The organism is Natrialba sp. INN-245 (assembly GCF_009807105.1).
GTDB lineage: Archaea > Halobacteriota > Halobacteria > Halobacteriales > Natrialbaceae > Natrarchaeobius > Natrarchaeobius swarupiae.
Genome location: NZ_WUBV01000063.1, coordinates 227,382 through 242,264, shown reverse-complemented (window position 1 = coordinate 242,264; position 14,883 = coordinate 227,382). Strand labels below are relative to the sequence as shown.

Sequence of the window (14,883 nt, the reverse complement as noted above, 5' to 3'; positions counted from 1 at the left end):
CCCCGGAGAGTACGGTCATATCAGGTCCCTCCCGATGTCGCCAAGCGAGTCGATTACGTGATCCGGTTCGAGCTCTGACGCCGCGAGCGCGTCGTCGTCCGTCACGCCGGATCGGACGAGAACGGTTCGCATTCCGGCGCGCTCGCCCATTCGAACGTCGGTGTCCAATCGGTCACCGATCATCACACACTCTTCGACCCTGAGACCGAGTCGTTCGAGAGCCACCTCGACCGTCACCTTTGAGGGCTTGCCGAGAACGCGATCGACCTCCCTGCCGAGGAGTCCCTCGATCGCACCGATTATCGGTCCGCAGTCCGGGCGCTCGCCGGTTTCCGTGGGGACCGTCCGGTCGGGGTTCGTGGCGTAGACCGTGATGCCGCCTGCCTCGTCGGCGGCCAGGACGTCTTCGAGCGTTCCGTAGTCGAAGGACCGATCGGTCGAGGCGAGGACGACGTCGGCTCGCGTCGGGTCCGCAACCAGGCTCACGTCCGCGGCCTCGAGTTCCGCCCGAAGCGCGGGTTCGCCGATCAGGTATACCCCGTCGTCGGGATGATGGCGGCCGAGGTACGCGGCCGCGATGCCGGCGGCGTTGAGCACGGACGCCTGTTCGGTCGGGATCCCCGCCTCGTCGAGGATTTCGGCGTACGTCGACGGACGTTTCGTCGCGTTGTTCGAGAGGAACACGGGTCTGATATTCGCTTCCCGTAGAGTCTCGATACCGTCCGGAGCGCCGGCGATCGGCTCGCTTCCTCGGAAGACCGTCCCGTCGATGTCGACGAGCGCTCCACCGAGTGCCGGCTCAGACACCGTCGGTCACCCGCGTTCGACTCGGTGACGCTGCGTCCCCGTTCGGACGATCATCGACGCGACTGCTCGGCCGCGTCGAACCGCCGATCCGTCGTGTTCCCGTTTGTACACTCATCTCTTTTTACTGGAGTTAGTCGACCACGTGGACGTCCTCGAGGTCCAGCGCGAGCGAGACCACGTCATCGGTCGAAACTCGCCGGTCGAACGAGTCGAACTTGAGGGTTAGCTCGGTTCCGTCCGGGAGTTCGGCCGTCGCCTGGATTCGTTCCCCGAGATAGTGGACGTCCCGGACCCGGGCCTCGAAGCCGTTATCGTCGACGTCGAACGCCTCCGGGCGGGCGATGAGCGTTGCTTCGCCGTCGATCGACTCGAGTCGTTCGTCCTCGACACGGGTAAACCCAAGGTCGACACTGTCTCCGTTTGCTTTCCCCCGAAGAACGTTCGAGGTGCCGATGAAGTTCGCGACGAACGTGTTCGCGGGCTGTTCGTAAACGGTGTCGGGCGTTCCGATCTGTTCGATGTGACCGTCGTTGAGCACCGCGATCCGGTCGCACATCGCCATCGCCTCCTCCTGGTCGTGGGTGACGTAGAGAGCGGTGACGCCGAGTTCCTCGAGCAAATTGCTCATTTCGGTGCGCAGACGCGTCTTGAGCTTCGCGTCGAGGCCGGTCATCGGCTCGTCAAGGAGGAGGATATCGGGTTCGATCGCGAGTGCGCGTGCGAGCCCAACGCGTTGTTGTTGGCCGCCAGAGAGGCTCTCGGGCGGTCGATCGCCGAGGTCGCCGATCCCGAGCATATCCAGCAGTTCCTGTGCGCGTTCGCGTCGCTCTTCCTTTCCGACGCCTTGCATCTTCAACCCGAAGGCGACGTTGGCGAGGACACTCATGTTGTTAAACAGCGCGTACGACTGGAACACCAGTCCGACGTTTCGTTTCTCGGGGGGAACGTGGGTGACATCCTCGCCGTCGAACCGAACGACACCGTCGGTCGGTGTCTCGAACCCAGCGATCATCCGCAACGTTGTCGTCTTTCCACATCCTGACGGCCCGACGACGCCGAGCGTCTCGCCGTCGTGGACGGTGAAATCGAGCGATTCTACTGCAGTTTCGTCTCCGTATCGTTTGTGGAGTTTTTCGAGTGTGACTTCTGCCATGTGTTCGTGTGAAATATGTTGTTGTTCGATGAGTTAGCGGTCGGACGAAGTGCTGAACCCGCGATTCCCGACCAACTGCAGGACCGTAATCGCCGCGACCACGATCAGGAAGTACACCGAGATCGCGGCCGCCGACTGGAGGTACGGCGCGTTCGAGATGTTCTCGAACAGGAACAGCGAGAACGGTCGCGGACCTCGCGCGTACACCATGTACGTGAAGTTGAACTCGGCGGCGGCGAGCGTCCAACAGATGATACTCCCGGCGATGATCCCGTCTTTTGCGTTCGGGACGATGACCGTTAGGAACGTCCGGGGCCACGACGCGCCGAGCGATCGAGAGCTCTCCTCTAACTGCTGGAGATCCATCGACTGGAAGGAACTCTGTACGGTCAGCACCATATACGGCGACTTCAACAGCGCGTAGCCGACGATCAATCCGAGCGCCGACCCCGCGTTCTCGGGGTACGTCCGGAGGAACGCGACACCGAGGATGATACCGGGGACGAGCGGAAGGATCGCGATCGCGTTGATCCAGTCTCGCGCGAAGAAGTTGTATCTGGTAAGCGCGTATGCGATCGGCACGCCGATAATGATGTTCAGCACCATCCCGCCGGTCGCGAGCATCGCGCTGAACGCGAGTCCCGGACCGACGCTCGTCTGGACGCCGTAGTCACCGAGGCCGAGGACAGTCCGCCAGTTGTCAAGCGTGACAAACCCGCTGGGGAGTGCTCCTGCGGCCGACTCCGCAAAGGAGGCGACGAACGTGAACACGATCGGCACCATCAACAACAGGAGCACGAACGCCATCATCCCCAGGACGACGGCCTTTGCCGTCGGGCCGGCGATCAGTCGGTCGATTCGCGCGACGATCCCTCGTCCACCCTCCGCATCGTGAATGTCTCCGCTCATATCTCGACCACATCCGTTTCGGTGAACCGCAGACTCACGAACGTAAACGCGAGGATGAACACGAAGTAGATCAGTCCGATCGCACCCGCGACCTGGCTGTTGAAGCCGACGGCGATCTCACGATCGATCCTGAGTGTGGCGACGTTCAGACTCTGGAGTACAAGCACGGTCCCGAAGATGGCGAGCGCCGATCGGAACGTCAAAATAAACGCCGCGACGACGCCGGGTCGAATTTCGGGCAGCGTGACGTGATAGAACGTCCGCAACGAGCCGGCACCGAGCGCGCGGGCTGCCTCCTCGGCGTCCGTATTGACCTCGGTGTATGTCCCACGGAGCACCATCGTCGATCGCGGGATCAGCGAGTAGACGTAGCCACAGAACAGCCCGAACACCGTCGTCGCCACCGCGATGTCAAGTGGCGAGCCACCGGTGAAGAAAGCGACCGTGTGTGTAAGCAGCCCCTGTCGACCCAGCAATACGATGATCATGAACGCCACGACGATCCCGGGAAGCGCAATCGGAAACGAGATCATCGAGACGACGAAGCCCTTGAACGGGAACTCGTACTTCTCCAAGGCATGAGAGATGCCGACTCCGAAGATGACACTGGCAACCGTGGCCAGCGTCGCGAACCAGAGGGTGTTCCACGCGACGGTGAGATAGACAGATTCGGTCGCGAGCGTGTACCACGCCTCCATCGAGAACCCGGAGTTCTCGAACTGGTCAGCCGAGACGCTCATCCGAGCCATCACGACGAGCGGGATGAACGCGGCGAACGTCGCGAGGACGAAAAACGGCAGACACATCACGACGATGCGCCGCCGCTCTCGTTCCTGTTCGGTTTCGGGGCGTATCAGTGCCGTCGCGACCGCGGTAAACGTCTCTGTCTCGTGTGTTTGTGAACTCATAACCACTGAGTCGAGGTTACTGTGCACCGGGAAGCGGCGTCCGATCCATGATCTCGTCGATAATCTCGTCCTGTCTCTCGACCAGTTCTAGCTGATCGAGCGCGAACTCGGCCTCGTCGTACTCCGACTGGTCGGGGAACTCCTCGGGCTGGTCGAGTTCGTCCGCCCGGATCGGTCGCACGTAGGCGTCGAAGAACAGCTCCTGTCCCTCGAGCGAGAGGACAAAGTCCATGAATAGCTTCGCGGTATCGGGGTTCGGGGCGCCCTCGAGCAGCCCGAACCCGTACGGGACGTTCATCGCACCAGCTTCACCGTTCGGTCCCGGGAGGATCGCGATGTCGACCTGATCCTCGTCGAGTTCGTCGACGTTGTACTTGAGATTGAGGCCGGTGTAGTCGTACTCGATGACCGTCGAGATCTCCCCACTCGTGAAGTCACCCTCGACGTTCCGGCGGAAATCGGCCCCGTGTTCTTCGATCTCCTCGTGGTACTCGATGAGTGGATCGACGTTGTCGAGATCGCCACCGTATGCATTGTTGACCGACAGCGCCGAGGCGAGGCCGTTGGCAGTGTGTGGCGGCGTAAAGGCGAGGTCCTGTGCGATATCGGGGTGTTTGAGATCTTCCCACGTCTCCGGCGGCTCGACGCCGCGTTCCTCGTAAACGTCAGGACGGTACGTCACAGCCGTCGTCATCTGTCGCGTCGACGTCAACTGGCCGTCCTCGGTCTTCAGCTCCTCGGGAACCGCGTCCCAGTTTGCCGGTTTGTACGGGGTCAAGAACCCGTCATCCATCACTTCGATCCCGAACGAGTATCCGCCGTTGTACGCAGAGTGGGTTGGATTCTGTGCGTTCGATCGGATGTGCGTCACCGCTTCACCGGACGACCGCTGGTCGTCGTGGAGGGGAACGCCGTAGCGGTCCTGGAACTGTTCCATGATGGCGTCCCAGTTCGACCATCCCGTCTGGACGCAGTAGATGTACAGTTCGTCGGGGAAATCGCTCTCGCTGATCGTCGTCTGGTAGTCGCCGTAGCCGACCTCGAAGGTTTCCTCACTTCCGCCGTTTCCACCGTTTCCGCCGTTTCCGCCGTTTCCACCGTTTCCACCGTTTCCACCGTTTCCGTCACCGGTACAGCCGGCGAGCGCTGCGAGGCCAGCCGCCCCTGCACCTTTTAAGACAGTCCGTCTCGTGTTCTCACGATCGTACGACATACTCCCGACAGAATCGCTCGTGGGGTATAAATTTTACGAATGTGAATTGTTCTCACTGTTGTCCTATATAGAGATATATATTCAATATACTCGGTGACTGAACGAAAGCGGTACGACGAATCACCCGATCGAACCCGCATCTATCCCTTTCCGAGGGAACGACCTCGAGTAACCTTCTTACCGCGGGCCGACACACACACGGCTATGAGCACGATCTTCAGTCAGATCGTCGAGGGTGAGATCCCCGCGAGAATCGTATACGAAGACGAGTCGACGGTCGCTTTTCTCGACGTCAACCCCCTTGCACCGGGACACACGCTGGTGATCCCCAAAGACGAGTACGAGCGGCTGAACGACGTTCCGGAGGACATCGCGACAGAGCTGTACGCAACGGTCCATCGGCTCGTTCCGGCCGTCGAGGAGGCGGTCGACGCCGACGCGACGACGGTCGCGTTCAACAACGGCGAAGCCGCCGGCCAGGAGGTGCCACACGTTCACTGCCATCTCGTCCCGCGCTTTGCCGGCGACGGCGGCGGCCCGATCCACGCCATCGCGGGTGATCAACCGGACCTCGCGGACGACGAACTCGACACGATCGCCGAGGAGATCGAGACCCGCGCATGATCGCCAATCTCGCCGCACAGTTTCGCGACCACCCCGTGGCGACGACGCTCGAACTCGGCAGCGTCTTCGTCTGTTTCGTTCTGTTCGTCGGCGTCCTCGCGTTGCTTACGACCGGGCCGCCTGCGGAAACGGGAACGCCCTGGCTCGCGCTCGTCGTCGTCGGCGCGTCGTTCGTCCTGTTTTGGACCGCGCTCGTACCGCTGTACGAGCGAACGGTCGGCTGGTCTTAGAGTAGCGTTCCGATCAACAGATCGCCGTACACCAGCGCGATCACCATTCCGACGAACACCGGGACGAGAAACGGCGTTCCCGGCGAGATCCAGACCCTCTCGGCCTCCACGAGTACCTCGAGTCCGTTCCGGAGTTCGTCCGGTTTCGTCCCGTAGGCCGACCCGTCGATATCCGCGAGAAACGTTTCTGCACCCCACGGGTCCTCGTACGATGGTGTTTCGTCCCGCTCTGCATCTTCGAGTGCACTCGCTGCGTCCTCGGCGAGTTCCACCCGCCCGCCGTCGCCTCGCACTTCGGCGGTGACGGCCCCGTCCGTTGGCGGATTCGGTTGCTCGGGCAGCGTCGACGGATCGCGGTACTGATCCGGGTACTCGCGGATTTCCGCCAGGGAGAGTCCGCGCCAGCGCAGGTACATCCGGAGGGCGTCGAGGTCGAGTCCGCTGCGAGTGAGCCCGGCGGGGGTCTCGAGCAACGTCCCGTGGGTCGTCGGCACGCGATCCCAGGGGATCGGCCAGCCGACGAACATGACGGGGGCGATCCGTCCCGCCGCCGCGTTGCGGATCGCCAGCACGATCGGAATGGCGATCCCGACGACGACGGCGTTGGTCAGGATGGTAAACGAGAGCGCGCCGACGGGCGTCGGCGCGACCGGGAACGTCCACGAGCCGATCGCGTACGTCGGAAGCGTCGGAAACAGCAGTGCCAGCACCATCAGCGCCTTCGCGTCTGCGCCGCCGAAGCCCCCGAACCACCAGAACAGGTACGCGATTGGGACGACGAACCCCAGGCTGATCGCGGCCGGAAGGAGAAACTCGTGAGTCCAGACGAAACCGCCCGCGTTCCAGGCGCGCCAGCCGTCCCAGACGATCAACGCGCCGCCGAGGGTCGCAAGCGGGATCCAGACGCCACTCGAGACCCGACGGGTCTTGATGTCACGAACCGCGACCCACGCGAAGACGGGGACCGCGACGAGCCGCAGGAGGTCCGGAGCCGCGACCGACGTGCCAGCGAGCGTCACGTCCCCCACTCTCGAGCGCGGCGGCGTTATTGTTTCGGCTGGCGTTCGGGGACCGGGCTTGCGAACGACGCGACGGACGACGGTCCGTCTCGAACGTCGTCCTCGTCAGGGACTGGCGCCCCTGGCACGGACGTTCACCGAGGCCGCATTCACGCACGAGCGGGTGTTCCTTGCACTGTGCCTTCGCGTTGTCGTCGCAACCACCAACTACGGGCGTGGAGACAATCCGGGAAGTACCGTGACCACGGTGTGGGATGCGTTCTATGACATCCTTATATACATTTACTGTGGATCAAATAGATACTGTGAGTACGTGACAGCCGACGAAATGGCAAGGAACTGGTGGAACCGGAGCATCTACGACGAGCCTCGGAGAGGGATGGGGTCCTGGATTGGGCTGGGAGCGGCTCTACTGTACACTGTGGTCGCTCCACTGTACTACCCGTTTACCGCCGTCTTCGTCCCGTTCGTTCTTTTGTTCGCAGTTTTGGAGGTTCTGCCGAAAGAGAACCGACGAATCGCTATCGGCCTGAGAATTGGTGGGCTCACCTATATGCTACTCTCTCCGATCGTGCTGTATCTGTTTTACTGACTGTTCAGCGTGCCCGATCGATATTAGACGCAACCGGGGAACTCCTCACCCGCGATCCGAACCGAATCGACCCACGGCGGCCGCTCGTCTTCGTCTTGCGTAAACCGCGAGCGTGAATTCATGTACGCCATGATGAGCGCCCGTCGCCACCGGTCAGTCTCGTTCGGTGCCGTGTAGTGGGGCAACAGACAGTGAGAGAACAGCGCGTCACCGGCCTCCATCGGGACGGGAACGAGGTCCTCGTCGTCGTATTCGGACCCGGGGATGACGATGTCGGTGTCGTACTCGACGGCCTCGTGCTCGAGGAGCCCGTCCCTGTGTGCGCCGGGGACGACGGTCATACAGCCGTTTTCGGGCGTCGCCTCGTCGAGGGCGATCCAGACCGTGACGTGGTCCATCGGCTGGATCGGGTAGTAGGCGGCGTCCTGGTGAAACCCCTTCTCGCTGCCGACCTGTGGCGGCTTGAACATCGCGGCGCTTCGCAACAGCTTGAGATTCGGGCCGAGCAGGTCCTGGGCGGCCGAGACGATCGAGTCGTTCTCCGCGACCTCGCGGAAGACGTCGTCGGTCTCGACCATTCCGAGTCCCTCGAACTTGCGGACGGCGTCGCCTCGCTCGTCGACCTCTCGCTCCCCGCGTTCGACCGCCGGCTCGAGTTGCGAGGTGAACCCCTCGCGCTCGCGGTCGCCGTGGGTGTACTCCCGGAGTCGACTCCGTACCCGCTCGACCGTCTCCGCCGAGAGTGCGTCCTCGAGGACGACGTATCCCTGGCGCTGGTACTGTTCGAACTGCTCGTCGCTCAACGTACTGATCGAACTCACTGGATACTTGTCGGTGGTATTCCAGAGTAATTGTTTCGGTTCGACCGGCGATTGAGACCAGATCCGGGGGGACTTTGCCGCATGCAAGCATTCTGGGGCCGATACGTGGCCATGTATCCGCGGGACGCCGACGGAGTATACTCGAGTGGTACAACGGAGTGGAACAGTTTATACGTATCGGGAAGAGTCCCCCATCTAATGGGGACAGAAGGAGTTTCACACGAATCGACCGCGACGAGGCGGGAAACCCTCGGGCGATATCTCTCGAAGATGGGGCCGGCGTGGCTCGCCGGTGCGATCGCGGCCGGTCCAGCGACGATGGCGAGTGTCATCACCGCCGGTGCGGCCTTCGAGTACGCGCTGTTGTGGGTCGTCATCGCGTCGGCGGTACTGGGAACGACGGCCCAGTATCTCTCGATGCGGCTCGGATTACTCACCGAGGCGGGCATCGTCGGCGTCGTCGAAGAGCACATCGGCGAGTTCTGGGCCTGGGTGCTCGTGATCGACGCGGTACTCGCATCTGGTCTCGCACAGATCGTGATCATGAAAACGCTCGCTGACGTCAGTGCCGCAATCACCGGTGTCGACGCCCGTCTCTGGGGGATAGCCTGGGCGGCGATCCTCGCGATCGGGTTAGCCGTCGGTGGCTACTCGATCGCCGAACTCGGCGCGAAGGTGATCGTCTCGGCCGTCGTCCTCGCGTTCGTCGCGTCGGTGTTCGTCGTGCCGATCGATCCGGGGGCCGCTGCAACCGGACTGATTCCCGTGATTCCCGACGGGCTGAGCGGCGCTCTGATCGCCGCCGGCGTCCTCGGTGGCGCAGTCCACATCACGCTCGTGACGATGCACACCTACACCCTGCGCGCCCGCGGCTGGACGCGCGAGGAGTACGACCTCGGGCTGTTCGACGTCGGCGCATCGATGCTCGTCGCCTTTGGCATCTTCAGCCTCGCAACCTTCCTCGTCGCGGCGAGCGTCCTCCACACCCCGGATCTGGTCGCAGCCGAACTCGACGCCGCTGCGGCCGCCGAGGCGCTCGGCCCACTCGCCGGTGAGTACGCACAGTGGCTCTTCTTGCTCGGACTGTGGGGGGCGGCGATCTCGACGCTCGGTGCGAACACCGTCGTCCCACCGTATCTCCTGGCCGACAAATTCGGCTGGGAGGCCGACGTCTCCGACGCCCGTTTCAAAGTCGCCATCGTCGCCGTCGCCGCCGCGGGTGCGATCGGCGCGTTCCTCGAGGGGGCGTTCTTCCCGCTTCTCGTGCTCGTCCTCGCGTTCGGTCTGATCGGAACGCCGTTCGCACTCGTCGTCGTCCTCTATCTGTTGAACCACCCGGACGCGGTTCCGGAGCCGAACCCTCGGCTCGCGAACGTCGGCGGACTGATCCTCGTCGGCGTCGCCGCGGTCACCGCCGGTTCGTTCGTCCGCGACGAACTCACGGTCGTCGCGAGCGATCCGCTCTCCACGTCGGGATTCGTCGTCACGTTCGCAGTCGTGATGACCGTCGCGACGGCCGGATTGATCGGAAAGTACGTACTGGCCGTCCGAACACGATTCGACTAATTCGGTCGCGAACGCTCTCGGCTCGAACGTGCGATACGGCCGAAGACTCGAGAGCCGGTGGTACGAGCGATCAGGTCGTCCGGAGCGTATCCGTACTCGGCTCGTAGACCTCGCCTTTCTGTTTTAACTTCTCGATCTCGTGTTCGGCCTTCGAGTGGTCCATCCCGATATCTTCGGCGCGCTCGAGAACGATGTCGACCGGCGCCCCGTCGTCGTACTCGTCTTCGATCTCCCCGATCAGCCCTTTCAGATTCTTGATTCGGTCGCGCTGGGACTTCGACGTTCCCGCTTCGACGATGTCGGCGTCGAACTCGCCGGTCTCGGGATCGACACCGATATCCTGGAGACAGGTGCGAACGATCTCGATCACCCGCTCGGCGTCCGCCTGCTCGACCGTATCCGAGAGCCGAACCCGAGCGCTGGCCTCCGACAGTCGGACAAGCGCCTCGAGTTTTCGTGCCGTCACCGGCACCGGTGCGTCCTCGTCGGCCCCCTTCGAGCGCAGGTCGACGTAGAACTCCTGGATCGTCTCGCGGGCCTCTTCGGTCATCCGCGGGTGGCAGTTTTGCTTGGCGAACGCGATGTACTTGCGCAGGAGTTCGGCGTCGATATCCGGATCGACCGTCTCGGTCATCTCGTCGATCTCGTCCTGGCTCACGTCGAGTGATGGCATGTGCTCGCGTTGGGTCGTCAACTCGCCGGCGTAGTTGGTCGTGAGGATGTGCTCGGCGAGATTCCTGTCTTTTTCCTCGTCAGGCTGGTCCGTGACGGTGAAAATCAGGTCGAACCGCGAGATCAGCGCCGGCTCCAAGTCGATCTGTTCGCCGATCGGCTCGTACTGGTCGAACCGGCCGTACTTGGGGTTCGCCGCACCGAGCAGTGAACACCGGGATTGAAGAGTTGCATTAATTCCGGCCTTGCTTACGGATATCTTTTGCTGCTCGAGCGCTTCGTGCATGGCGGAGCGATCCTCGGAGTTGTGGACGATCATACCGTTCGCGATGAAGTTGTGCGTGCCCTCTACCGTAAGATCGTAGACGTGCTCCCAATCGGCTCCGCCGATCCGTCGAATATCGACTATCTCTTTCGGTTCGACGTCACGGAGGCTCGAATTGCCGTCTGTTCTAGCAGTTACAGCACCGCCGTCTGCTGCAGCGGCTGGTCCGTTACGTGGCGCAAGCGTCTGATCACCGACCTCAAGGTCCGCTGCGCTTCGCTCGAGGATCGATCCGTTCTCTTGAACGAAGAATGGATGATCTGGCGTTGCGCGGAGTTGCTCTCCGTCTTCGGTGACGACTTCGATCAATTCCGGGGGCGCTTCGTACTGATGAACGGCAGTAACTGACCGTTCGACGATCGCACCCGAATCAGTCATCGTCCGGACAGTCAGGTCGACGTCGCGGATCGTTCGACCGTTCTCGAGAGATTCGATTTCACCGTCTTCTATTGCTTGTTCAGTAATTTCACCGATTGGAACGCTCGAGCCATCAGCTAATTCAACGAGTGTGTCACCGGTTACACACCGCATCTTGTCCAGTTCGTCAACCGCTGCGATGCCCTGGTCTGCGAGAACCAGGGCACCGGCCTCGAGCGTCCACTGCTGGCCATCACCGAAGTCGTCGCGAACGGCGGCAGCCGTGTTGTGAGTGACGACGCCGTTTGCGACGAAGTTGTGTGTCTCTGGGACGGTGAGGTCGAACACTTCCTTCTCGCCGGTATCGACGGCGGCGACGACCTCGTCCCAGCACAGATCGGCTTCGACTGCCTCTTCGACGATCGGTTCCGCCCCTCCGAGTTCGACGTCGGCGAGCATCCGTCTGGCTCGCTCGCGACCCGGGTTGTCGCCCCGATTGATATTCATGTAGTACTCGCCGGCGGCGGCGTCGACCGCCGCGAGCGCCCCGCCGACCGGCATCTTCTCCCCGCGCCGGACAGCATCGCCGACGATACCGTCGAGCGCTGCCTGTTTTTCCGGACAGCCGAATCCGATCGCGTCGGCGAATCGGTCGATGTCTCGACCGTAGCACTCGAGATGATACTGGACGTGCTGTGACTCGATCTCCTGACCGTTTTCGAGGACGGTGACGCCACGGCGATCGCGCTCACGAACGCGGGATCGGACACCGTACGTCTCGAGCATGAGTTGGACCTGGCGTGCAAACTCCTCGCTGATCGTCGAGAGGTGGATGCTCGAGCCGCCCTCGGTCCGTGCGGAGACGGAGCCATCCGCGTCCATCAGTCCACGGAGGAAGGTGTCGACGTGTTCCGAGGTCGTCAGCGCGGGATCGAGTTCGAGGTTCTCCTTCGGTGTCTCCATCCCGACGTTCGCGACGAATCGGGCGATGGTCGCGCTGTGGATCCGGATACACGGGACTTTGCCGTCCTGATACTCGATCTCGGGGCGTTTGTCGAACGTATCGTCGACGATTTCGATCGCGCGCTCCAGGATCGCCTCGTCGCTGTTGGAGATTCGAACGTGTCCCCGATTCTCACCGCGTCGAGAGAGCATGATGTCGCCATTGCCGAAGATGAGTCCGAGTAGATAGCAGAGATCGTCGTCGAACTCGTCGGGGATTTCGATGCTGTCCCCGTGACGAAGCATTGCACGATCGATCGAGAGGTCGTCGAGTTCGAGATCGATCGCGTCAAGGATTCGCTCGAGACGATCCAGTGGAATGTGTCGATTCCGTATCGTATCGTAGACGAAACCCTCGGGGAAATCGAGCGCCGCAGCCGCTTCGCGGAGCGTTCCGAACTCCTCACAGAGCCGACGTCGGACGAGAACGATCGACTCGTCGGCGAGCTTCAGTTTCTCGTTAGTGAACTCGAGATACTCCTCGATCGGTGGCGTCGAACGGTCGACGTCGTCGTACTCCGGGACGGCGACGTACTCGCCGGCTTCGACCTCGGCGATCGGTTTCCACTCGAAGCCGTCGTCACCACAGGTCAACACTGGCGTATTTCGTGACGCTTCGAGTTCCTTTCCTCGAGCCGTCTCGATCCGACGGCACTGTTTCGGCGGCATCCGCCAAACGTGTGACGTCGCTCGCGTCTCGAGCGAGCCGCTGTCACGATCGAACGTGTAGAGATCGACCTCGTCCTCGACTGCCGTTTCGGCATCGACCGGCTCCGGAAGGCGCTCGGTGGCGACGTCTCGAATCCGCTGGAAGCCGTCTTCGGTGTGGACGAGCGTGTCTCCGGTCACGCAGAGACCGGCCGAGGACGAACCCTTACCGGAGGTGTAGACGGACCGTGGGGCGATGTTCTGGATGTACCCCAGCATCTGGGAGTTGTGCGAGACGATGCCGTTCGAGACGTAGTTGTGCGTGCCAGCGATTTCGAGGTCGTACACCCAGTCGTAGTCGGGCTCGAGCGTTTGGATCGAAACGATGCGATCGGTGGCTGTTGACTGGTGTTCGATCACCGCCCCACCGTCGGCCAGTACGTCGGTAGCGGTTGGCTGGGAGACGGGTTTCCGTCCCGTGTTCGTGACAGCGACCCGATCGCCGGTCGACAGCCGGTCGGCACGAACTGCCCGAAAACTGTCGGGAGTCGGACAGAACAACGGATGTGATGGCGTCACTTCGAGTTCCCGCCCGCTCGAGGTTCGAATCCGATACATTCGCTCGGGAGCCTCACGTTTCCAGACTTTCGTCGCCTGCTGGGGGGAAATCGAGCCATCGTCTTGCAGGGATGGTACCTCGAGATCGACTTCGTCCCACCAGCCGTCGTCGATCGGCTTCGGGTCCTCGAGATTGGACTCGACGATTTCGCGTATCGGGACGTCACGCCCGTCTGCGAGTGTGACTTTCGTATCGCCGCGAACGCACTTCCCGGTACCCGGATCCCCGATCAGGAGCATGTGTAAGTCCCCACGAATCCTCGAGCCGTCGGGCAACTGCTTCGTCACGCCGGAGAAGAGCTGGAGGATCATCGCGAGTTTCTCCTGGTCGTAGCCGTAGATCGAAGGGGCGATAGAGGCGATCATTCGGTCATAAACCACCTCTTCGTTCGAGATTTCGTAGATCCGCTTTTTGTCCTCATCGGTGATGTTCATGTCCTCGAACTGCTCTTCTTCGACCTTGACGGACATCCCTTCCATGTAGAAGTCGAAGACGGGTGATTTGTCCTGACCGTCTCCCTGTTGCTCTAAGCGAAGGACGCCGGTGGCGGAGACGTTGTCGCCGGGGGTGACCTCGCCGGTGATGTCGTCTTCGATGTGGACGTCGAGGGACTGGGGAGTCTCACCGCCGCGCAGTCCCTCGGGACTCTCCTGGATGCGGAGTTTCTGGGAGTCGACGAACTCCGATTGGTCGAAGTTGACCTGAAACGGGCCCTGGCGTTCACAGCCCTGGCACTCGTGGGGTTCCTGAAAGTCGCCGCTCGACTGTGGTATCCGGTTGAGCGTCCCACAGAGCTGACACTCGAAGGCGGCCTCCTCGATTTTGGGTCTGACGTCGGTCGCCTTGCGAACGATGCCACGAACCTGAACGAGGGAGTTCATGTTGCGGGCGCGGATCTCCCTGATCTCCGGCGATTCGGTCCCTGGAAGGTTTTGAATTCGAACGTGGGCTTGCCCGAGACTGACGTCGATCGGGAGGTCGTACAGCCGAAGCGCCTCCTCCGCGTAGCGCTGGAGCTGTTCGGGCTGGTTCAGGAAGTCGTCCGCGAGGTCGGGATCGAACCGGTAGAGATCCTGCCAGTCGATCGAGAGCGACCGCTGTTCGTTCGGGTATCGCTGCGCAAGCTGTTTGATCTCGTTGTCGTAGTAGTTGCGGAAGAACTGCTCGAATGCGTCGACGAGTTCCGTATTTCCCGCTTGCGCCATTGCAGTGGTATACGGCTCTCATCGCGTATAAATGGTGGCAAAGCGGGGCGAAACTGATCGCCCTCGGGCCGCGTCGACCGGTCGCTCACACGCCGGGCCCTGTACTCCCTCGACCGGACTGCGGCCTCGATTGTTTCAATTGTTCCTGGCCGTATATATCTGTACCCAACATGCTTTGGGATCGAGGACCGTCTCGGTCGAAGACACATCAAC

The 14,883-nt window shown here is 62.0% G+C and carries 11 protein-coding genes and 1 pseudogene; 4 read left to right on the top strand and 8 right to left on the bottom strand.

The window, feature by feature from the left end; genetic code table 11:
• Positions 1 to 15: 15 nt before the first annotated feature.
• The 5 genes from GRS80_RS17705 to GRS80_RS17685 form a co-directional block, all read right to left on the bottom strand.
• Entirely contained in the window at positions 16 to 807 is a 792-nt protein-coding gene (locus GRS80_RS17705; RefSeq protein ID WP_343161636.1) for an HAD-IIA family hydrolase, read from the bottom strand.
• A 130-nt stretch (positions 808 to 937) separates the two neighbouring features.
• Positions 938 to 1,960 (bottom strand): ABC transporter ATP-binding protein, encoded by a 1,023-nt coding sequence (locus GRS80_RS17700; protein ID WP_160048703.1) that lies wholly within the window; start codon positions 1,958 to 1,960, stop codon positions 938 to 940.
• 33 nt (positions 1,961 to 1,993) lie between these two features.
• Positions 1,994 to 2,869, bottom strand: coding sequence for an ABC transporter permease subunit (locus tag GRS80_RS17695; protein ID WP_160048702.1), 876 nt, complete (start codon positions 2,867 to 2,869; stop codon positions 1,994 to 1,996).
• Complete coding sequence (locus GRS80_RS17690; protein WP_235019779.1) at positions 2,866 to 3,777, bottom strand: ABC transporter permease subunit; 912 nt, start codon at positions 3,775 to 3,777, stop codon at positions 2,866 to 2,868. The genes GRS80_RS17695 and GRS80_RS17690 overlap by 4 nt, the downstream gene beginning before the upstream one ends.
• Before the next feature lie 16 nt (positions 3,778 to 3,793).
• A complete protein-coding gene (locus tag GRS80_RS17685; protein ID WP_160048701.1) occupies positions 3,794 to 4,990 on the bottom strand; it encodes an extracellular solute-binding protein in 1,197 nt (398 codons plus the stop codon).
• Between the two features lie 204 nt (positions 4,991 to 5,194).
• On the opposite strand from GRS80_RS17685, the gene GRS80_RS17680 reads away from it, so the two are divergent.
• Both GRS80_RS17680 and GRS80_RS17675 read left to right on the top strand, forming a co-directional pair.
• A complete protein-coding gene (locus GRS80_RS17680) occupies positions 5,195 to 5,614 on the top strand; it encodes an HIT family protein (protein ID WP_160048700.1) in 420 nt (139 codons plus the stop codon).
• A complete protein-coding gene (locus GRS80_RS17675) occupies positions 5,611 to 5,844 on the top strand; it encodes a hypothetical protein (RefSeq protein WP_160048699.1) in 234 nt (77 codons plus the stop codon). The genes GRS80_RS17680 and GRS80_RS17675 overlap by 4 nt, the downstream gene beginning before the upstream one ends.
• Here GRS80_RS17675 and GRS80_RS17670 read toward each other — a convergent pair.
• A complete protein-coding gene (locus tag GRS80_RS17670; protein ID WP_343161635.1) occupies positions 5,841 to 6,863 on the bottom strand; it encodes an A24 family peptidase C-terminal domain-containing protein in 1,023 nt (340 codons plus the stop codon). The genes GRS80_RS17675 and GRS80_RS17670 overlap by 4 nt on opposite strands.
• A gap of 138 nt (positions 6,864 to 7,001) precedes the next feature.
• On the opposite strand from GRS80_RS17670, the pseudogene GRS80_RS17665 reads away from it, so the two are divergent.
• Positions 7,002 to 7,113, top strand: a pseudogene (locus GRS80_RS17665) (IS5/IS1182 family transposase); the annotation flags it as partial.
• Positions 7,114 to 7,478: 365 nt separating this feature from the next.
• Here the strand turns inward: GRS80_RS17665 and GRS80_RS17660 are convergent.
• Entirely contained in the window at positions 7,479 to 8,276 is a 798-nt protein-coding gene (locus GRS80_RS17660) for a phytanoyl-CoA dioxygenase family protein (RefSeq protein ID WP_200840417.1), read from the bottom strand.
• A 198-nt stretch (positions 8,277 to 8,474) separates the two neighbouring features.
• Between GRS80_RS17660 and GRS80_RS17655 the strand changes: the two genes are divergently transcribed.
• Complete coding sequence (locus GRS80_RS17655) at positions 8,475 to 9,842, top strand: divalent metal cation transporter (RefSeq protein ID WP_160048698.1); 1,368 nt, start codon at positions 8,475 to 8,477, stop codon at positions 9,840 to 9,842.
• Positions 9,843 to 9,912: 70 nt separating this feature from the next.
• Here the strand turns inward: GRS80_RS17655 and GRS80_RS17650 are convergent, their stop codons facing one another.
• Positions 9,913 to 14,670: an LAGLIDADG family homing endonuclease gene (locus GRS80_RS17650; protein WP_160048697.1), complete on the bottom strand. Its 4,758-nt coding sequence runs from the start codon at positions 14,668 to 14,670 to the stop codon at positions 9,913 to 9,915.
• Positions 14,671 to 14,883: the final 213 nt, after the last annotated feature.